Here is a 22,270-nt window from a genome sequence, read left to right on the forward strand (position 1 = left end):
GAAACATCTGATACATAACTAACCATTAATTATGTAGTAAAATTACAACATATTGATATTAAAATATTTTTTGTTATTTCATATTTTTTGTTGATTAACCATAAAAATGGCGTTAGATTGACTTAGCTCAATAAAACAGCCCTATTAATTTTAAGGTTTTTTGTTGTGATTTGATCTCAATCAATACACAAGGGACCGAGTTGAACTATATAATAAATAGCTCAACAAAAATGGATAAATTTACGCCAAAACTCTTGGAGAAAAGTTATGATTACTGGTATTCAAATTACTAAAGCAGCAAACGACGAACTACTAAACTCTATCTGGATCCTAGACAGCGAATCAAACGAAGCTCGTTGTGTTTGTGCAGCATCTGGTTTTGAAGCTGACCAAGTTGTAGCTCAATCAGACCTAGGCGATATCGAGTACCGTGAGCTAGCTATCGAAGCACCAGCTAAGATCGAAGGCGGTCAGCACCTAAACGTAAACGTTCTTAAGCGCGAAACGCTAGAAGACGCAGCTAAGCACCCAGAAAAATACCCACAGCTAACAATCCGTGTTTCTGGTTACGCAGTACGTTTCAACTCACTAACTCGTGAGCAACAACAAGACGTTATCGCACGTACTTTCACTAACAGCCTATAATTCTGTTAGTGGCCTTAATTTAAGGTACGTAGCAATAAAAAAACGGCACTCTGTGCCGTTTTTTGTTATCTGTCTTTATACTTTGGCATAAATAGAATACTAAATAAGGAGCCGCAGCTCCCTTTTGATTTTCAATTCTCGCTCAATAAATCCCTATTGAACTGAACGTAATACTGCTTTCACGGCTTCAAAATCATTATCACGCTCTAGTGATAACAACTCCATCGCATTGTGCTTCGCCAAAGGCCCTGGTAATGGAATGTCTGTCTCTAAGATCTCATCAACCACTTCTTTAAACTTCGCAGGGTGCGCGGTACATAAGAATAAGCCTGTTTCACCTTCATTCAACTGCTCGTTAAGAATACGATAAGCAATCGCACCATGAGGTTCACACAAATACCCTTCTGCATCCATCTGCTTTAAAGTCTCTGCCGTTTGCTCATCGGTTACAGCACCATAGCCTAACTCGCTCAAGCCCCAGCCTTTAAGCTGACATAACTCTTCGATACGTAGTCAGTTGTTTGGTTGGCTCACATCCATCGCATTTGAAATCGTCGGTACTGTTACTTTCGGTGACCAGTCACCCGTTTGCAAATAACGTGGCACCGTATCATTAATATTTGTAGCCGCGATAAAGCGTTTGACTGGAAGGCCTAAAGATTTAGCCAATAAGCCTGCGGTTAAGTTACCGAAGTTACCACTTGGTACTGAAATAACGACATCTTTACGCTCAGCTTTTGGCAGTTGCGCTACGGCTTCAAAGTAATAACAGATCTGCGCCATTAGGCGACTAATATTAATAGAGTTCGCTGAATTCAAACCAACTTCTTGACGCAATTCTGCATCATCAAATGCTTGCTTCACCAAGGCTTGGCAATCATCAAAGGTGCCGTTAACCGCAACAGTGGTAATGTTCTTGCCTAGTGTACAGAACATCTTTTCCTGTAATGGGCTGATCTTACCTTTAGGGTACAGGATCACCACCTTGATGTTATCCATGCCGTAGAACGCATGAGCAACGGCAGCACCTGTATCACCAGATGTGGCAGTTAGAATAGTAATTTTTCCGTCATTATCAGTCACAGCAGCCAGCGATTGCGCCATGAAACGACCACCAAAATCTTTAAACGCTAAGGTTGGACCGTGAAACAACTCTAACGCATACACACCACCTTTAACTTTATTAATAGGTGCAGGAAATTGGAATGCACTGTCGACCATTTGACTAACAGTTTCAGCACCGAGCTCATCACCAATAAATGCTGATAAGATCTTGCTGCTACGAGCCACAAAATCCATATCGAGTAGCGCATCAATATTGCCTAATTGTGGCAGCTCTGATGGAAAGAATAGACCTTGGTTACGGCCTAAACCTTGACGTACCGCTTGACCAAATGAAACCTGCTCTGCGTGTTCTTTTAGGTTATATAACTTCATTGTTAAAGCTCACTTCCTGTTACTTTTGCGCCCAAGCTGTCAAGACGACAGACATGAACAAATCCTTCATCATTCTGAACATAATGTTCTTCAAGCCAACGTGCAAGTCGTTTAGCCACTTCTAAATCTGTACAAATGCTAAACATAGTAGGACCTGAACCCGAAATCCCACTCGCAATCGCCCCTGCATCTAATGCATGTTGACGTGCTTTAGCAAAACCTGGCAGCAGTTTTTCACGATAAGGTTCAGCCACCACATCTTTAATCATTTTAGCGGCTAGCAAGGGTTGATTTGAGTGGCAAGCATGAATAAAGCCCCCTAAGTGACGACCATGAGCAATCACATCTTGGCGACGATATTGCGCAGGCAAAATAGCACGGGCTTCAGCTGTCGGTACTTTGATCCCCGGATACGCCATGACCCAATACCAATCATCAAAACAAGGCACTTTTTGGCTGATAATACCCAACTCTTCAACCATAAATTGCAGCCCACCAAGAAAACATGGTGCAACATTATCGTAGTGAAGACTGCCAGAGATCTCGCCTTCCATCTCCCCCATTAGGGCTAATAATTCGGTTTCATTCAGCGGTTGATCGTGGAATCGGTTAAGCGCATCAAGAGCAGCGACAATCGAACATGCACTCGAACCTAAGCCCGAGCCAATAGGCATGTTTTTCTCTAGCGTCATAGATACAGGTAATAGCTTGATTGCTTTTTTATCTAGCTCACGGGCAAATACCTGCCAGCAGCGATAAACAATATTTTCTTCAGCTTGTTGCGGCAATTTATCAACAAATGCACCAACACACTGCAAGCTAAATGGCGTATCACCATCAGCGACTTTCACCCGATCACCTAGCAAGGTGCCATCAATTGGCGATACCGCAGCGCCGAGTACATCAAAACCAACACTGACGTTACCAATTGATGCCGGAGCATAAACAACAACACTCATCCTTATACTCCTCGTTTCCAGCCTAATGTACGCATCAGATCAGCAAACACACCTGCTGCTGTCACTTCAGTACCGAGCACCGTAACCACGAAGTACTAATGGAATTGGCTGGTAGTAACGGCTATAGAAAGCAAGGGCGTTTTCACCATCTTTGATCTTAAACATTGGATCATCAGGGTTAACCGCGACAATTTTCACCGAGCACTTACCGTTATCGATTTCACCAACATAACGCAGTACTTTGTCTTCTTTTGCTGCATCTTGGGCAAGCTTAGTAAAGTATTCATCCGCTTGTGGTAGACGTGCCATAAACTCATCAACAGAGCCTGAAGCATCAAAACCCGGTGGTAGTGCTTGCTCTACATCAACGTCTGAAAGCTCTAGCTCCAAGCCAGACTCACGAGCAAGGATCAACAGCTTACGCGCCACATCCATACCCGATAAATCATCACGAGGATCTGGCTCTGTAAAACCGTTATTACGTGCAACCGTTGTCGCTTCGCTAAAACTCATGCCTTCATCTAACTTACCGAAAATGTAAGACATAGAGCCGGATAGAATGCCTGAGAAACGCTGTAGCTCATCACCAGCAGCCATCAAATTTTGAAGGTTTTCGATAACAGGTAGACCTGCGCCAACTGTGGTGTCGTACATAAACTTGCGGCGACTTACACGCGCAGCTTGGCGTAATTGTTGGTAATACGCCATGCTCGCCGTGTTTGCCTTTTTATTCGGTGTAATAACGTGGAAACCTGCAGATAAGAAATCAGCATATTGCTCAGCGATGGTTTGGTCTGACGTACAGTCGATGATCACAGGGTTAATAATGTGATTACGCTGAACAAGCTGGATCATACGAGCAAGGCTTAATGGCTCGCTCACTGCACCCATTTGATCGCGCCAGTTATCTAAATTGAAACCGTCACTATTGAGTAGTAAGCCTTTGCTATTAGCCATACCGCAAACACGGATCACAATACCATCATCTGCGAGTTTGCTTTGCTGACGTTGGATCTGATCAACTAACTCACCACCAACACCACCAACACCAATCACGAATACATCAAGGAAATGCTGGCTATTAAATAGGTTTTCGTGACACGCTTTCACCGCTTCAGATACTTTATTTTGTGGAATAACGGCTGAAATAGCACGCTCAGAAGAGCCCTGTGCAATCGCAACAATGTTCACATCCACTTCAGCCAATGAGGTGAAGAAGCGAGAAGCGACACCGTGAGAAGTACGCATACCGTCACCGACTAGGGTCACAATAGAAACATCGTCCGAAAATTCAACTGGCTCTAATAAACCTTCTTTAAGCTCTAGTTCAAAGCTTTCAGTTAATGCCTTTTCAGCTTGAACACGATCCGCTGTTTCAATACAAAAACTAATGCTGTATTCAGAAGAAGATTGAGTGATAAGTACAATCGATACGCCAGCAGATGACATCGCACCAAATACCCGTGCAGCCATACCGACCATACCTTTCATACCCGGGCCTGATACGTTAACCATGGTGAGATCTTTTAAAGTCGTGATCCCTTTAATAGCTAACTGATCTTCACCAGTATCTTGACCAATTAATGTACCTGGTGCTTGCGGACTAAAGCTGTTTTTGATCAAACATGGAATTTGGAATTGAGCAATAGGCGCGATAGTTTTCGGGTGAAGTACTGAAGCACCAAAGTAAGAAAGCTCCATCGCTTCTTGGTAGCTTAATGATTTAAGTAAGCGCGCATCTGGTACTAAGCGAGGATCGCAGCTGTAGACACCGTCAACATCAGTCCAAATCTCGCAGCAATCAGCACGCAGGCAAGCAGCCAGTACAGCGGCTGAGTAATCAGAGCCATTACGACCAAGCGTCACTAACTCACCTTTACTATTACCAGCAGTAAAGCCCGGCATGATGCAGACATGACCTTCAGGTAGCGGCTGACGACGGAAGTTTTGCGTTGAGATCTCAATATCTACATGCGCTTCAAGGTAACTGCCTTCCGCATATAAGTATTGAACCGGATCAATAAGGCTAGCTGGCTGTCCTTTTGCTTCAAGTACCGCTTTCATTGCCGCAATTGAAATACGCTCACCTTTACTAATAATCGTCGCATATACATTATCAGGGCAGAGACCTAATAACTTAATGCCATGAACATACTCTTTTAATTGGCCTAATGAGCTTGCTAGCTTGGCATCTAACGCAGCTTTATCAAAACCTGGCTCTAAGGTTTTCAAACCACTAAATAACTCAACAAAAACTTGCTCAAGATCGGCAAGTTGAAGTGATGCATCGCCAGTTTTAACAGCGTTATCAATCACAGAAACCAGCTTGTTTGTCACTTTACCCGGTGCAGATAGCACCACAGATACGTCACCTTGCTGAGCATTATTCGCAATAATGTCAGCAGCTCTTAAAAATCGCTCTGCATCGGCTAATGATGAACCACCAAACTTAAATACTCGCATTCCCTACTCCCGAGTTTCTATCCTGAACTATCTAGTTATAACAGCTAGACATACTCAAATATGTGAATTAAAAATCGTTAAAAAAAAGCCCGCAGCTCTTATGAGTTGCGGGCCTATTGTTAATCTTTGCGCGTATCAGCCCGCACTAACACCTAAAATGTTAATGGTAATAATCGTGCGTGTAGTGCCGTTAAAGCTGAATACTTTTTTCATCTTGCTATGAATTCTCTTTTTGCTGATAGTTTACGTTTACAGCAATCATGGATTAGAGTCAATAATATCTTCACAATTACACAACACAATAGACAGCAAAGTTGTACCATTAATCAACAATTTTCATTACACAACTTGGGCTGATATATTGGTACTAGAATATGCAGGATTGCATACTTAACTTTCACACGACACATCAAGGGAGCTACGCCATGAGTACAGCGATGGAATCTCTAATAGCGCATACTATTTTACAAGGGTTTGATGCTATGTACGGTCGCTTTCTTGATGTCACCGCGGAAGCACAAGAGAGATTTGAAAAACAGTTATGGGGACAAGTTCATCATGCTCTCAAAAAGCGGATCAGCTTCTATGATCACCATGTAGAGCTAGTAACCAATCAAATCCAAATTATGCTCGGTGAGCGTTATGCCAATCATGATTTTTTGATGGCTGTAAAAATCGCCTATCAAGATTTGTTATTGGATTATCCCCGCTACGATATTGCTGAAAGCTTTTTCAACTCCGTTTACTGTCGTATTTTCAAACATCGCAACATCAATCGTGACAAACTCTTTGTTCACACATCCCAAGAAGATCGCGTTCCCCCTTACCCAACATCACTAACACGGTACTACCAAGTAAAAACAACTCTCAGTGCGATGTTTGAACGTATGCTCGATGACACCCCATTCACCTTACCTTGGCAAGATAAGTCTCGAGATATCAATTATCTACTCAAACATTTACAGCGAGATTTGGGTACACAATTCGATCAAGACACGACATTAGAGCTCATTCGTGAGCCTTTCTACCGTAACAAAGCTGCGTATTTAATTGGTAAACTGACATTTTCAAATGGTGAAATGTCACCTTTTGTGATCCCTATTTTAAACGACAGTGATCATGAAATTTATCTCGATGCCTGTATTTGTGATGTGAACGATATCAGTATTATTTTCGGTTTTGCGCGATCTTACTTTATGGTTTATGCGCCAGCACCAGCAGCTCTTGTACGCTTTTTATCTCAACTTATTCCCAATAAAACATTAGCTGAGCTCTATACTGCTATTGGTTGCCAAAAACACGGAAAAACTGAGCTATATCGTGAATTTTTAGCACATTTAGCGACTACAGATGATAAGTTTGTTATCGCTCCCGGCATCAAAGGCATGGTGATGTCGGTCTTTACTCTGCCTTCCTATGACTTTGTGTTTAAGATCATTAAAGACAAATTTGCCCCACAAAAAGACATTAATCACAGCACCGTTAAAGAGAAATATCAGCTAGTTAAAGAGCACGATCGAGTGGGCCGAATGGCTGATACTCAGGAATACCGAAATTTTTGTTTTCCGAGAGAGCGTTTTAGTGATGAACTCATTGAGGAATTACAAACGATCGCTCCATCTATCCTCACAATCACAGATGATACCGTCATGATAGAGCACCTTTACATGGAACGTCGAATGGTGCCATTTAATATCTATATCGAAAATGCGAGTGATGATGAACTGCGATACGCCATTGATGAATATGGTAAAGCAATAAAACAACTTGCTGCTGCCAATATTTTCCCTGGCGACATGCTATTTAAAAACTTCGGGGTAACGCGCCATAAACGTGTGGTTTTTTACGATTATGATGAAATTACCTACATGACAGAAATGAATTTTAGGAAGATCCCACCCCCTCGTTATCCAGAAGATGAGCTTGCTGCTGAACCTTGGTATAGCGTTGGGATCAATGATGTCTTTCCCGAAGAATTCCGTACTTTCTTATTAATTAATCCAAAAGTTCGAGCTCTATTTGATGAGCTACATAGCGATCTGTTTGAGGCAAGCTACTGGCAGCAACTTCAACAAAACATCAATAACGAAGACTACCCAGATGTGATCCCATATCCTAAGCAGTATCGCTTCATACAACACGATAAAACAGCCTAAATAAAGCAATCGCTATGTAATAAATAAAGCACGGTTTACAACAACAGGTGTAGTGGATCATACATTGGAAAACTCATTGCATATTTCTCACATCTGCAATGCCATTTTCGATATCGATCCCCTACAGTTAGAAGCATAAAATAATAATTAGAGAATAAGCTGATATGGCAAGATTATTTTTAGGGATTATTTTTTGTTTGGGCTCTCTTCTTCAGCCTGTAATGGCAACAGAGTTTGAAGACTTTGGCTTAACTTATGACGGTGGTAAAAAGCTATCGTCAGGCTGGTTTCTATCTTCACAATCACGCCACAAACAAGCCTTTGATGTTTGGCAGATCGACAGCGGCTATTCCTATCCAATAGCGAAAAATACACAGGTTTATTTAAGTACCCAACTGACCTCAACCACAGAGCAACAACATGGCTCTCGTGGTATCGCATCTGGTGTCAAATATAACTTCACACCTAAAGTAAGCCTGCAAAGTGAAATTAATACCGCGACCAGTGATGAAAAAACAAAAGTAGGGATTGAGGTCAGTAGCCAATACAACGTATCAGACAAATTAAATCTACGTGCTAGCGTAGATTATGAAGAATTAGAGCAAGTGATCGAATTAGGTCTTGGCTTTAGCTTCTAGCTTCTAGCTTCTAGCTTCTAGCTTCTAGCTTCTAGCTTCATTAAGAGCCGATAAGTCTAACTCTGTCTTAGATAAAATAATGCCGTTTAAATCAGCATAAATATAATCCCCTGGATACACTAAATCTTCATTGATATTCAAGGTAACATTTAGCTCTCCCATTTGACGCTTAATGGTTTTTATTGGGCAAGCTCCTATCGCTTTAACACCTAGATCCAGCGTCGCTAATGTACCGATATCACGTACTGCACCATTTACAATAATTCCCTGCCAATGATTTTTAATCGCCAACAGTGCCAATTGATCACCAAGTAGCGCACGACGACAGCTACCATGACCATCAATCAATAACACTTTACCTGTACCATCTTGCGATAACACATCACGGACTAAGCTATTATCTTCAAAGCATCGTAGTGTCACGCATTGACCATAAAAAATCGGCTTACCGCCATAATCATTGCACGTTAAAGGAAGAAAATGGATCGCTTGTTCATAGTGATCGCAGAGATCAGGCAATAAGTCTTTCATGATTTCCTCCTTGAGTAACACAGGCATTGCGAATAGATACTTAACAATACTCATGAGTACATTAACAACCAACCTACCCATTTATGGTTAGCCGCATAAAAGCAACACTAATATCTAAAAGTGTCTTTTACGTCCAATACACTTAATGAAGCATGTCATATCCCCGATTTTCCATACTAAATAGAGAAAAATCATATTTAGAGTAATGACACATAAAACATGCAACTAGTCGATGACAATGTTACAATTAAAAACATAACGTAAATGACATGTTGTCGTTAATGTAAGTTATAGCTTCAAAAACATACAATCGGTATGTTTTTTATTAATTTTTAATGTTGAATTAAGCAAGCCTCAGTGATTTTATCAATATTGTTAAATATAGTGATAACGAGCGCTAATACTTCACTCTGTTTGATATAAATCAACAAAGTTATAAATAGCTATACTAAACAAACGTACAATATTGTTAGAGAGCTGTTAAGTGAATACAATCGCTGCATTAATTAGGGAGAGTGTAGCCAACACCTCAGTTAATGAGGTATTTCGATAGCATTTACTATTACTATCGGAAAAAGGATGGTGTACCAACATAGGCAGCGATTTCGTAACCAATAAGTATTTTCGTTAATACTTTGCCTATATGTGAATTATTTTTATAGAATTTAACTTAACTCTGTTCATCGCAGATTTAGTTTTTGATATTAGGTACTGCCAATGCAAACCCCTCACATTCTTATCGTAGAAGACGAGCACGTAACACGTAACACCCTAAAAAGTATTTTTGAAGCGGAAGGTTACACTGTTTTTGAAGCAAACGACGGCGCAGAAATGCACCAGATGTTATCTGAAAATCCTGTTCACCTAGTGATCATGGATATTAACCTACCAGGTAAAAACGGTCTTCTACTAGCTCGTGAGCTTCGTGAACAAGGCGATATGGCGCTAATGTTCCTAACAGGTCGTGATAACGAAGTTGATAAGATCCTAGGTCTTGAAATTGGTGCAGATGATTACATCACAAAACCTTTCAACCCTCGTGAACTTACTATTCGTGCTCGTAACTTACTAACTCGTGCAATGAACCAAGGTCTTCCAACTGAAGATAAGAAGTTAGTTGAGCGTTACGAGTTCAACGGTTGGTCTCTAGAAATTAACAGCCGTTCACTAGTAAGCCCAAGCGGTGATCAGTTCAAACTTCCACGTTCTGAGTTCCGTGCCCTACTTCACTTCTGTGAAAACCCAGGCAAGATCCAAACTCGTGCTGATCTTCTTAAGAAGATGACAGGTCGTGAGCTTAAACCACATGACCGTACTGTTGACGTGACTATCCGTCGTATTCGTAAGCACTTTGAATCTGTTGCTGATACCCCAGAAATCATCGCAACTATCCACGGTGAAGGTTACCGTTTCTGTGGTGATCTAGGCGAAGAGTAATTCGTTTAGTTACCAATAAAAAGGCTACCTTAGGCTGTCTCTTATACACAAATCCCTAAGCCAATGCTTGGGGATTTTTTTGAACTAATTTTATGTTTCATAATCTGATCATCTAAGCAATGATAAGGATGATTATGATGACCTATATAGAACCAACGCTTTGGGCTCAAAAACAATTCGGTCAAGCGGATCTTAATGACCCAAGACGCACTCAAAGACTCGTTGCTCTAGCTACCTCTCTGGCTGAACAACCTGGTATCCCTATCTCAAAACTCATCATCTCCCCAGCCGATATGGAAGGGGCTTATCGCTTTATTCGTAATGACCAAATCAAAGCAGAAGATATTGCAGAAGCTGGATTCTATGTCACAGCACAAGAAGCTTTTGAACAACAAACACTGCTTGCATTGGAAGATACCACTTCTCTAAGTTACTCACATCACAGCATACAAGATACACTCGGGCATTCCAATCAAGGTAATCGACACCGAGCAATGTTCGTTCATTCAACGTTGCTTTTTGCTCCCGAAACTCACACTGTAGTTGGTTTAATCGAACAACAACGCTGGACCCGAGATATTGAAAAACGTGGTCAAAGACACCAGCACGCAACTCGACCATACAAAGAAAAAGAAAGTTATAAATGGGAACAAGCATCTCGCCATGTTGCAGAGCGACTAGGCGAGAAAATGTCAGAGGTTATTTCTGTGTGTGATAGAGAAGCCGATTTATTCGAGTACCTCACTTACAAGCACGAGCAACAACAACGATTTATCGTTCGCTCAATGCAAAGTCGCTGTATCGAGGAGCATGATAATCGTCTTTATGACTACGCTTCCAAGTTGTTATCAGCAGGAAGCAAAGAGCTAAAAATACCGCAAAAAGGCGGTCGTAAATCCCGCACGGCTCATCTAGACATCAAATATGCTCCCGTGACACTTAAGTCTCCCGCCAATAAAAAGAGTTCGATAATATCTCTCTCTACTATGTTGGATGTATAGAGCAAGGTGAGAGTGACGACAAGCTCGCATGGCATTTACTGACATCAGAGCCTGTAACGAACAAAGAGGAAGCACTTAACATCGTCAGTTATTATGAGCGTCGTTGGCTGATAGAAGATTTTCACAAGGTTTGGAAAAGTGAAGGCACGCAAGTTGAACAACTGAGAATGCAAAGTAAAGATAACTTAGAAAGGCTCAGTGTTATTTTGGCATTTATTGCTACTCGTTTACTCCAGTTAAGATTTATGAACGAATCTAAAGAGTTATCTAGTTGCTGTTGTGAACGGGTGTTAAAAGGTAAAGCGTGGAAGCTTATGTGGTTAAAATTGGAGAAGAAAAAGCTGCCCAAAGAAGCACCTAATATATCGTGGGCTTACAAAAGTATTGCACGGTTAGGTGGTTGGAAAGATACCAAGCGGACGGGTCGTGCTTCTGTAAAGACATTATGGCAAGGATGGTTTAGGTTACAAACCATCCTTGAAGGATATGAACTAGCTAAGTCTCTTGAACACAATGACTTGTGATCAATAGACAGGCCCTTAGGAGCCTTTTTTGTATCTGTGATTAATGTACAGTTTCTATTTTACTTGCCGTACTGCTTAAGCCACGCTTTCAATACATCAATATCGTTTTGATAGCAGTTTTTGATCTCATCAACCCAATCATTAATGTTTTCCCACCAAGCTGGTAGCTCTGGCGATTGCGCTTTTTGCGCCACTTGCTGAATATGTTTTAGACCAATAGAACCTGCTGCACCTTTGATTTTGTGCGCTTCGAACTTAATCCCGTCTTGATCTTTCGCGACCATATTGGAGTCTAAAATCGCAATGTAATCTGGCATCATTTTTTCGAACATTTCGATACTGGCATAGACAGGTTTAGTACCAACAATATCGACATAAGACGTCAGCATTTCAAGATCGAGCAATTTATCAATCATGCTCTCACTTGGGCCAAATTGCTCATGGTCAGATTCTAATTGCTCAGCTACTTCATCTTCTTCATAGCTACAACTTAATACAAGATTTTCGATTACACTAGTGATTGCTTTAACACTTAATGGCTTACTGATCGCTTCATCCATGCCTTTTTCAAGGTATTCGGTTTTATCGCTGATCACGTTTGCAGTTAGTGCAACTAACGCTGGCAAATCTTGGTATTTTTCACGTAACTGCTGCGCAATATCAAAACCTGTCATATCGGGTAATTGAATATCTAACAGTACTAGATCGTAATCTTCAGGTTTAAACATAGCTAAGGCTTCATCACCTCGCATTGCTACAGTTACTTCATGACCTAGACTTTCTAGTAATGATTTTGCGACCGTGATATTTAACTCAATATCTTCAACCATAAAGATACTTAAACCCGTTAGCTCAGGTTTCACTTCGGTCACGATTTCTTCTTCAATCACATCTTCGACTAGCGGTACGCGAATTTTCACTCTGAATGTACTGCCTTCACCGACTTCTGAATCCACCGTGATGTCACCGCCCATCAATTGCACTAACTGGCGAGATACCGCTAAACCAATTCCCGTCCCCACAGCATGAATATTGTCATCACCCTGCTTTACTTGATAATACATGGCAAAGATATTATCGATTTCAGACTTAGGAATACCAACACCACTGTCTTCTACTTCAAAAACAATATCAGCATCATGTTCATGAATTTCACTGCTTACCGATAAGATCACACCACCTTGTTTGGTAAACTTGGTTGCGTTACCAATTAAGTTCCAAAGCACTTGGCGTAGTCGTGTACTGTCGACTTCAATATTCTTAGGCAGATCCGTTAAACATTCCAAATCAAAGCGTAAACCTTTTTGCTCTGCCATTAATTGCGAGATATTACCCATCTCATCAACAAACTCATGGAAATCCAACGGCTTTGGCATCAACTCTAATCGGCGACGATCGGATTTATCCAAATCAATAATGTCGTTAAAGATGTTACCTAGGGTGATCGCACTAACATGCACTGTACGCAAATAGCCACGTTGCTCATCGGTAAGATCTGTATCTAGCAACATTCGACTTAGACCAACAATACCATTGAGCGGTGTACGTAGTTCATGACTGATCGTTGAGATAAACGAGGTTTTATCGCTGCTCGCTTTCTCTAACGCATCTTCATACTTTTTACGTTCAGTAATATCACGACCAAAACCCATTAAACCTAAACGGCGACCATTACGGCTGTAAAATGGCACTTTGCGCAATTCAAATAATGCTCGTTTACCATTGGGATAAACTAGCCATTGCTCATCAGTCATCGCGTTATTTTCGTGGAATAACTCTTCATCAGTTTTAATGATTTTCTTAGCAACTTCTTCTGGATAAACATCCCACGGCGTTAAGCCCACCAGCTCTTTCTCCGTTTTACCAAGCAGCTCAGACATTGCACGGTTACAGCCAGAAAACTGGTTCTTTTCATTGCGGTAGTAAATCAAATCAGGGGAAGCATCAAGAAACGACTTCAATAATGCACTTTGCTCCGCTACGGCAAGTTGGGCATTTTCACGCTGATAGACCTCATTTTCGAGATCTTGCATCGCTTCTTCGCGGGCTTCCTCTGCTTTCTTCCTTTCTTCAATTTCTAAATTTAGCTGCGAGATATTATCTTGAAGCTGTTGGTTTAATTCCAAATCACGAGAGCGCATCTCTTCTAATTTAGTTACCAATTTAGATAAACGTTGGCGAGATTCCTCTAATTGATCCACCACTACAGAGAGAAAATACACCGCCCAAGGTGTGATCAATAAACCAAAGGTCACCGAGCGAACAATATCAATATCATTCACCGAGCCATGTAAGATCAAAGTCACACCAACTTGAACTATGACGGCTAATGCCACTAAACCTAAAGCGAGTAATAAACTAAAACGGACAATCCCCAGCTTAACCAGAAGATCAACATAGAATTGAGCTAAAATTTTGACTTGTTTCATCACTGAATACCAAAAGAAGAAAGACATCGCGAAAGCGACGATTAAACCTGTTAATCATAAGCGCTCATGCTAATTGCGCCAAAATATAAGGTAAAACTTTAACCTTTACATACAAAAAAGCCCACATTATGCAGGCTTTATTGTTACATCCTATTTTAATTGTGGTAATTCATACACAAAAGTATCATTAATGAGACTACCTTGTGCACCATGACGATCGAGGCTACGACCAATTTCTGTCATGGCTAACCAGCGATTTTCACACCACATAGGTGCTAATAAGGTAGGACGTCGAGCAGCAGCGGATACACGGTGATATACCACATTGGCAGGCGTTAAGCGGATCATCTCCGTCGCTATATCGGTATAGTCTTCAAGACTGATCGGCTCTAAACGCTCAGCTTTAAACGCTTGCCCCATTTTACTACCTTCAACAATATGTAATGGGTGTAACTTAATCCCATCAACACCAGCTGCAACCACTTTGTTAATGGTATCGATATTGTCTGCTTTAGTATCGCCCGGTAATCCCACAATCAAATGGGTACAAACTTTAATCCCTAACGCACGAGCACGCTGAGTGATCGCTTCATAGCAAGCAAAATCATGACCACGGTTGATACGTTTTAATGTTTTATCATTTGCGGTCTGTAAACCTAACTCTAGCCAAATCTCATAACCTTGCTCAACATAACCAGACAATAGCTCTAATACCGCATCAGGCACACAGTCAGGACGAGTGCCAACACATAAACCAACAATATCGGCAGTCTCTAACGCTTCTTCATACATTTTCTTCAGGGTTTGTACTTCAGCATACGTGCTGGTGTAAGCCTGAAAATACGCTAAATAACGTTTCGCTCGATGGATTTCGCCTGCACGATCAGTTAGCTGCTGCTGAATAGGTAAATATTGTGTTTTTTCATCGGCAAACGACGCCACATTACAAAAAGTACAACCGCCTCTACCGATGGTGCCATCACGATTAGGACAGCTAAAGCCGCCATGTAAGGTTAACTTATGCACTTTCTCGCCATAGCGACGTTGTAAATCTTGACCAAATGTATTGACGAGTTCGTGGAGTTGCATTGCTTGACCTAATAGTAAATAAGTATGAGTAGCTGTAAAACCGCGATAAATAGCGAGCTGATATAAAAGGACACGCAAGATAGCATCAATCACGCGTTCAAAGTTTGTGCTGAAACAAAAATACCGCGTTCTTATTCCTTGTAAGCAAGCAGCTTTAAACGTAAATAAAATACAAAAAGAGAAATGGATTACGGGCAAATACGATAACGACAAGAGTACGTCACACTCAGCTTTTTTGCATGAAAACCCAATTGCGAATAATTATCAGGATTAGAGTGCTATTTTCATGTTTAATAATGCAACAAAATAGCAATATTATGATGACTAAGTGTTAATTTTTATTGGTAATTAATGTATCAAAATTGTAGGATAGTTACACTTGTGTGCAATTTCTGAACAATAAAAGCGGCTTTATCACCCTACTTTAAAGTGATTTATGTCGCCCTTTCTCAAGAAATATAGTGTATTCGTTCACACCTAAACGAACACAGCAAAATTAAGTTTGCCAAATAAAGGAACGTTTCATCCTTGCGCAAACACACAATCACCGCAGGTAGAACAGGACAGTTCATTTCAATACCGCATGATTGTGACAATAAATTAGGGATAACCAAGCCTTAGGAATATGGCTTGATGCAACTGGAAGGATGTATCTATGACAGATCAAGAGCTGAACGCTCAGGGACTTTATGTGCCTGAAATGGAGCACGATGCCTGTGGTATCGGCTTTGTCGCCCACCTTAAAAACCGTAAATCTCACCAGATTGTTACTCAGGCTCTCGATATGCTCGCGCGTATGGAGCACCGTGGCGGTCAAGGCTGTGATCCATGCAGTGGTGATGGTGCGGGTATTTTACTGCAAAAACCGCACGAGTTCTTATTAGAAGAAGCACTTAAACTGGGTATTAAATTACCAGCCTTCGACCAATACGGTGTAGGTGTGGTTCTATTCCCTAAAGATGAACATAAACGTCAACAGTGCCGTGAGATCTTAGAACGTAATGCTAAACGTCTTGATCTTGAAGTGATTGGTTACCGTGTGCTTCCGGTTGATAACTCAATGATCGGTGAAGATCCATTGAGCACAGAACCACAATTTGAACATGTATTCATTACAGGTGGTGCCAATCTCGATCCTGCGGTACTTGAGCGTAAGCTGTATGTACTACGTAACTACACGGTACGTGTTTGCCTTGAAAGCGTGTCAAACATTGGTGATGACTTCTACATCAACTCACTGTCATACAAAACGCTAGTGTACAAAGGTCAGTTGACCACAGAGCAAGTACCTCAGTACTTCCTTGATCTGCAAAATCCTACGATGGTAACAGCACTTGCACTGGTTCACTCTCGTTTCTCAACTAACACCTTCCCTCGTTGGCGTCTAGCACAGCCTTTCCGTTACATTGCTCACAACGGTGAAATCAATACCGTACGTGGTAACTTGAACTGGATGAAGGCCCGTGAAGCTATCCTTGAATCGGATCTATTTAGCCAGCAAGAAATTGAGATGCTACTGCCTATCTGCCAAGAAGGTAGCTCGGATTCATCTAACTTCGATATGGCGCTAGAACTACTAGTCCTATCTGGTCGTAGCCTGCCGCATGCACTGATGATGCTGATCCCTGAAGCATGGCAGGAAAATAAGAACCTCGATCCTAAGCGTCGTGCATTCTACCAATACCATGCCAACATCATGGAGCCTTGGGATGGTCCTGCTTCTGTTTGTTTCACTGACGGTGTTCAAGTGGGTGCAACCCTTGACCGTAACGGTCTACGTCCTTCCCGTTATACCGTGACCAAAGATGACTTCCTTGTGATGGCATCTGAATCGGGCGTGGTTGAAATTGAACCTGAAAACGTCCAATTCCGTGGTCGTCTACAACCGGGTCGTATCTTCGTTGCCGATCTAGAGCAAGGCCGCATCATTTCAGATGAAGAAGTGAAAGATGGTATTGCAAGTGCACAACCTTATGAGCAATGGGTTAAAGACAACCTATTAAGCCTTAAGACGTTGCCAGAAGCTGACAACATGCACCACCAGCCAACACCTGAGCGCTTGCTGCATCATCAACAAGCGTTTGGTGTTAGCTCAGAAGAAGTAAATGACATTATCGTTCCACTGGCAAAAACTGGTTATGAGCCATTAAGCGCAATGGGTGCTGACTGGCCGCTAGCTGTGCTATCACACCAATCGCAGCATTTATCTAACTACTTTAAGCAGTTGTTTGCGCAGGTAACTAACCCACCAATCGATCCAATTCGTGAACGTATGGTGATGTCACTGAATACTTACCTTGGTAAAGATCAAAATCTGCTAACAGAAAGCCCTGCTCACTGTCAGAAAGTTGAGTTAGAGTCACCAGTACTTTCTAATGCTGAGCTTGAGAAGATCCGTGAGATTGATAAAGCTCACCTACAATCAAAAACGCTTGATATCGTATTTAGCGCAAGCGGGGAAAACGGTAAATTAGAGCGCGCACTGAAACGTATTTGTCAGTACTCTGAAGATGCTGTTATTGATGGTTATTCGATCATTATCTTAACTGACCGTGCTGTAAACTCTAATCATGCCGCTATTCCAGCAATGCTGGCAGTAGGTGCAGTACATCACCATTTAATCCGCAAAGGTCTTCGTGCTAAATGTGACATCGTGGTAGAGACTGGTGATGCGCGCGAAACACACCATTTTGCGACACTTGTTGGCTACGGTGCTAATGCTGTTAACCCATATCTTGTGACTGAAACGCTAGTTGATCTTCAACGTAAGCGTAAGCTTGATCCAGAAGTACCAACAGACACCTTATTTGATAACTACCGTAAAGGGGTTAACGGTGGTTTATTGAAGATCTTCTCGAAGATGGGTATTTCAACGCTACAGTCATACCATGGCGCACAAATTTTTGAAGCATTAGGTATTAGCAAATCTGTGGTAGATAAGTACTTCACAGGTACGGTTTCTCGTATTCAAGGTCTAACGATTGATGACATTGCACAAGAAGTGCTGGTTCGTCACCGTGTCGGCTACCCAACCCGTGAAATTCCAGTACAGGTACTTGATGTTGGTGGTGTTTATCAGTGGAAACAACGTGGTGAAAAACACTTGTTCAACCCTGAAACGATTTCACTACTGCAACAGTCAACCCGTGAAAAAGATTACGCTCAGTTTAAGCAATATGCGAAAGCGGTTGATGATCAAGGCGATAACGCAGCAACACTACGTAGCCAACTTGATTTCATCAAAAACCCAGCAGGCTCAATCCCACTTGAAGACGTTGAGCCAATCGAGAATATCCTTAAGCGCTTTGCAACAGGTGCAATGAGCTTTGGCTCTATCTCTTATGAAGCGCACTCGACTCTTGCCGTTGCAATGAACCGTATTGGTGCGAAGTCTAACTCAGGTGAAGGTGGTGAAGACCCAATTCGCTTTGAGAAGAAAGACAATGGCGATTGGGAGCGCTCTGCAATCAAACAGGTCGCATCAGGTCGTTTCGGTGTGACATCTTACTACCTAACTAACGCTGATGAGCTACAAATCAAGATGGCTCAAGGTGCGAAACCAGGTGAAGGTGGTCAATTACCTGGTGATAAAGTCGATGATTGGATTGGTGCAACTCGTCACTCAACCCCGGGAGTTGGTCTAATTTCACCACCGCCTCACCATGATATTTACTCAATCGAAGACTTAGCACAGCTGATCTACGATTTGAAGAATGCTAACCGCGCAGGTCGTGTCAACGTTAAGCTAGTATCAGAAGCTGGTGTAGGTACGATTGCATCAGGTGTTGCAAAAGCAAAAGCTGACGTAGTACTTATTGCTGGGTTCGACGGTGGTACGGGTGCATCGCCAATGTCATCGATTCGCCATACAGGTCTACCGTGGGAGTTAGGTCTTGCTGAAACACACCAAACTCTACTGAAAAACGGCCTACGTAACCGTATCGTCGTTCAATCTGACGGTCAGATGAAAACACCACGTGACCTTGCTATCGCGACTCTGCTGGGTGCCGAGGAATGGGGCGTAGCAACCGCCGCACTTGTGGTTGAAGGTTGTATCATGATGCGTAAGTGCCATAAGAACACCTGTCCTGTCGGTATCGCAACGCAAAACAAAACATTACGTGAGCGCTTTGATGGTCGTGTAGAAGACGTTGTTACTTTCTTCCAATACATGGCTGAAGGTCTACGTGAGATCATGGCTGAGCTTGGTTTCCATACCATTGATGAAATGGTTGGTCAGTCTCAGAAACTGAAAGTGCGTGAAAATATTAGCCACTGGAAGTACAAGAACCTTGATCTAAGCCCAGTGCTTTTCATCGAGCAACCGCGTAATGAAGACGGTGTGTACAACCAACGTGAGCAAAACCATGGCCTAGAAACAGTACTTGATCGCAAGCTAATTGAACTTGCACAACTGGCACTTGCTGAAGGCAAAGCTGTTGAAGCTGAACTGCCTATCATCAATACCGACCGTAGCGCAGGTACTATGCTGTCGAATGAAATTTCGAAAGTGTACAAAGACCAAGGTCTACCAAAGCCAATGAACGTCAAGTTTAACGGTTCTGCTGGTCAAAGCTTTGGTGCTTTCCTTGCCAAAGGCGTTAAGTTTGAAGTCGAAGGCGATGCAAACGACTACTGGGGTAAAGGTCTATCTGGCGGTACGCTAGTACTCTACCCTGATGCAAAATCTGACATCGTTGCTGAAGATAACATCGTTGTGGGTAACGTTTGTTTCTACGGTGCAACCTCTGGTGAATCTTACATTCGCGGTATCGCAGGTGAGCGTTTCTGTGTACGTAACTCAGGTGCACAAGTGGTTGTTGAAGGTGTCGGTGATCACGGCTGTGAATACATGACTGGTGGTGTTGCGGTTATCCTTGGTCAAACAGGTCGTAACTTTGCTGCTGGTATGAGCGGTGGTGTCGCTTACGTTTGGGATCAATTCGATGATTTTGAAACCAAGCTCAACCCAGAGCTTGTTGATCTCGACCCAATCGAGAAAGAAGACCAAGAATTATTACTAAATATGCTAACGAAGCACGTAGCATTGACTGGTAGTACGGTTGCAGAGCTTTTCCTATCTAACTTCGAAGATAACTTGAAGAAGATGGTGAAAGTAATGCCAAGGGATTACAAAGCTGTACTACAAAAGCGTAAAGCTGAAGCTCAAGACAAGGAAGCGTTGGAGGCCATCAATGGGTAAGCCTACTGGATTTTTAGAATTTGGCCGTGAACTGCCAAAAAAGTTGGATCCGAGTGTTCGTATCCAAGACAACAAAGAGTTCGTACTAAACGACGAGTTTGGTGACAAGATCAATGATCAATCGGCACGCTGCATGGATTGTGGCGTCCCTTTCTGTCACAACTCATGCCCTATCGGTAATATCATTCCTGAATTTAACGATGCGGTTTACCGTGATAGCTGGGAAGAAGCGTGGAACATCCTAAGTTCGACCAACAACTTCCCTGAGTTTACAGGTCGTGTATGTCCAGCTCCTTGTGAAAGTGGCTGTGTACTGGGTATCAACCAAGATCCAATCACTATCTGTAATATCGAAAAGACCATCGTGGAAACGGCATACCGTGAAGGTTATGCCAAACCCAAAACGCCACGTTCTCGCACCGGTAAAACCGTCGCTATCATAGGTTCAGGTCCAGCAGGGCTTGCAGCTGCAGAGCAGTTAAACAGCGCTGACTACACTGTGACGGTGTTTGAGCGTGATGAAAAAGTCGGTGGTCTACTGCGCTTTGGTATTCCAGATTTTAAACTGGGTATGGATATCATTGATCGTAAGATCAACTTAATGGCAGAAGCTGGTGTTAAATTTGAAGTTAATGCACATATCGGTGTTGATATTAATGCTAAACAGCTTCGCCAAGAGTTTGATGTTGTACTGCTAACAGGTGGTTCAACGGTACCACGCAACCTGCCAATCCCAGGTCGTGAGCTTAACGGTGTTCACTTTGCGATGGAGTTCCTAGCGCAAAACAACCGTCGTGCTAACGACATGGATTTAAAAACCAAAGAAATCCATGCAAAAGATAAGCATGTTGTGGTTATTGGTGGCGGTGATACGGGCTCTGACTGTGTTGGTACATCAAACCGTCACGGCGCAGCAAGCATTACTCAAGTAGAGATCATGCCTGTTCCACCAGAGAAGCGTCCTGCAAATCAGCCATGGCCTTCATACCCAATGATCATGAAGACATCGACATCACATGAAGAAGGCTGTGATCGTTACTGGAATATCTTAACGAAAGAGTTCATCTCTGATGATAAGGGTAACGTGAAAGGCTTACGTATTGCCGATATCGTATGGCAAGATGCCAAACCAGGTGAGCGTCCTGAGTTTAAAGAAGTGGAAGGATCTGAGCGTGTTATCGCTTGTGATTTAGCTTTCTTGGCTATGGGCTTCTTACACCCCGAGCCAACAGGCGTGCTTGCTCAACTTGAAATCGCACTAGATGAGCGTGGTAATGTTGCAACAACTGATTTTGCCACTAACCAAGCAGGTGTATTTGCCGCTGGTGACATGCGTACAGGTCAGTCTCTGGTTGTCCGTTGTATCAACGAAGGGCGAGAATCAGCGCGTGCGGTAGATGCTTACCTAATGGGTAACACAAATCTTGAAGCAAAAGCAGATTCATTAATGCTTTCTTAACTTTTTACTAAAGTTAATTTTTAATTTAAAGCCAGCTTATAGGAGCTGGCTTTTTTATTGTCATAACTCTCAATATTGATTTTTTCCATTTTCATTTCTCCTTAGTTACTAATAAATAGATGCTTTATTCTCAAAAATTAGATATTTACCAGTAAGCTCCTGTCAGCACTAATCCTTATAACTTACTATATTTCCTTAAGTTAAAAGAAGTTATCGCTATTTTAATACACTTCATAATATTTAAGCCCATTTGTTATGTCTATTTGACCTTTTTGTAAATTATGGGTACTTTGATGAAT

General features: G+C 42.1%; 10 protein-coding genes and 3 pseudogenes. 7 read left to right on the forward strand and 6 right to left on the reverse strand.

Annotated elements, in window-relative coordinates:
* Window positions 1-267: 267 nt before the first annotated feature.
* Window positions 268-645 carry an autonomous glycyl radical cofactor GrcA gene (gene grcA / locus Q7674_RS19395; RefSeq protein ID WP_008988465.1) on the forward strand — a complete coding sequence of 126 codons (378 nt, stop codon included), beginning with the start codon at window positions 268-270 and terminating at the stop codon, window positions 643-645.
* Window positions 646-798: 153 nt separating this feature from the next.
* On the opposite strand, the pseudogene thrC reads toward grcA, so the two are convergent.
* The 3 genes and pseudogenes from thrC to thrA all read right to left on the reverse strand — a co-directional run bounded on the left by thrC (window position 799) and on the right by thrA (window position 5,504).
* A pseudogene (gene thrC / locus Q7674_RS19400) lies at window positions 799-2,082 on the reverse strand (threonine synthase).
* 2 nt (window positions 2,083-2,084) lie between these two features.
* Window positions 2,085-3,041, reverse strand: a complete 957-nt coding sequence (gene thrB / locus Q7674_RS19405; RefSeq protein ID WP_023931011.1) for a homoserine kinase — start codon at window positions 3,039-3,041, stop codon at window positions 2,085-2,087.
* A gap of 2 nt (window positions 3,042-3,043) precedes the next feature.
* Window positions 3,044-5,504: pseudogene (gene thrA, locus Q7674_RS19410) on the reverse strand (bifunctional aspartate kinase/homoserine dehydrogenase I).
* A 425-nt stretch (window positions 5,505-5,929) separates the two neighbouring features.
* On the opposite strand from thrA, the gene aceK reads away from it, so the two are divergent.
* Complete coding sequence (aceK, locus tag Q7674_RS19415) at window positions 5,930-7,660, forward strand: bifunctional isocitrate dehydrogenase kinase/phosphatase (protein WP_045063995.1); 1,731 nt, start codon at window positions 5,930-5,932, stop codon at window positions 7,658-7,660.
* A 164-nt stretch (window positions 7,661-7,824) separates the two neighbouring features.
* A complete protein-coding gene (locus tag Q7674_RS19420; RefSeq protein ID WP_008988470.1) occupies window positions 7,825-8,298 on the forward strand; it encodes a hypothetical protein in 474 nt (157 codons plus the stop codon).
* 24 nt (window positions 8,299-8,322) lie between these two features.
* Here the strand turns inward: Q7674_RS19420 and Q7674_RS19425 are convergent, their stop codons facing one another.
* Window positions 8,323-8,829 carry a putative 4-hydroxy-4-methyl-2-oxoglutarate aldolase gene (locus tag Q7674_RS19425; RefSeq protein WP_045063994.1) on the reverse strand — a complete coding sequence of 169 codons (507 nt, stop codon included), beginning with the start codon at window positions 8,827-8,829 and terminating at the stop codon, window positions 8,323-8,325.
* 717 nt (window positions 8,830-9,546) lie between these two features.
* Between Q7674_RS19425 and arcA the strand changes: the two genes are divergently transcribed.
* Complete coding sequence (gene arcA, locus Q7674_RS19430; protein WP_008988472.1) at window positions 9,547-10,266, forward strand: two-component system response regulator ArcA; 720 nt, start codon at window positions 9,547-9,549, stop codon at window positions 10,264-10,266.
* A 137-nt stretch (window positions 10,267-10,403) separates the two neighbouring features.
* Window positions 10,404-11,791 (forward strand): annotated as a pseudogene (locus Q7674_RS19435) (IS4 family transposase).
* A gap of 59 nt (window positions 11,792-11,850) precedes the next feature.
* Here Q7674_RS19435 and arcB read toward each other — a convergent pair.
* Both arcB and mnmL read right to left on the reverse strand, forming a co-directional pair.
* Window positions 11,851-14,220, reverse strand: coding sequence for an aerobic respiration two-component sensor histidine kinase ArcB (arcB, locus tag Q7674_RS19440; protein WP_107229730.1), 2,370 nt, complete (start codon window positions 14,218-14,220; stop codon window positions 11,851-11,853).
* A gap of 150 nt (window positions 14,221-14,370) precedes the next feature.
* Window positions 14,371-15,309 carry a tRNA modification radical SAM protein MnmL/YtqA gene (gene mnmL / locus Q7674_RS19445; protein WP_045066130.1) on the reverse strand — a complete coding sequence of 313 codons (939 nt, stop codon included), beginning with the start codon at window positions 15,307-15,309 and terminating at the stop codon, window positions 14,371-14,373.
* Window positions 15,310-15,964: 655 nt separating this feature from the next.
* Here mnmL and gltB point away from each other — a divergent pair.
* A complete protein-coding gene (gene gltB, locus Q7674_RS19450) occupies window positions 15,965-20,512 on the forward strand; it encodes a glutamate synthase large subunit (protein ID WP_305423150.1) in 4,548 nt (1,515 codons plus the stop codon).
* The gene (locus tag Q7674_RS19455; RefSeq protein WP_305423152.1) at window positions 20,505-21,971 is read left to right on the forward strand and encodes a glutamate synthase subunit beta; all 1,467 of its coding nucleotides are present in this window, start codon (window positions 20,505-20,507) and stop codon (window positions 21,969-21,971) included. Before gltB ends, Q7674_RS19455 begins: the two co-directional genes overlap by 8 nt.
* Window positions 21,972-22,270: the final 299 nt, after the last annotated feature.

This window comes from Photobacterium leiognathi (assembly GCF_030685535.1).
Lineage (GTDB): Bacteria > Pseudomonadota > Gammaproteobacteria > Enterobacterales > Vibrionaceae > Photobacterium > Photobacterium leiognathi.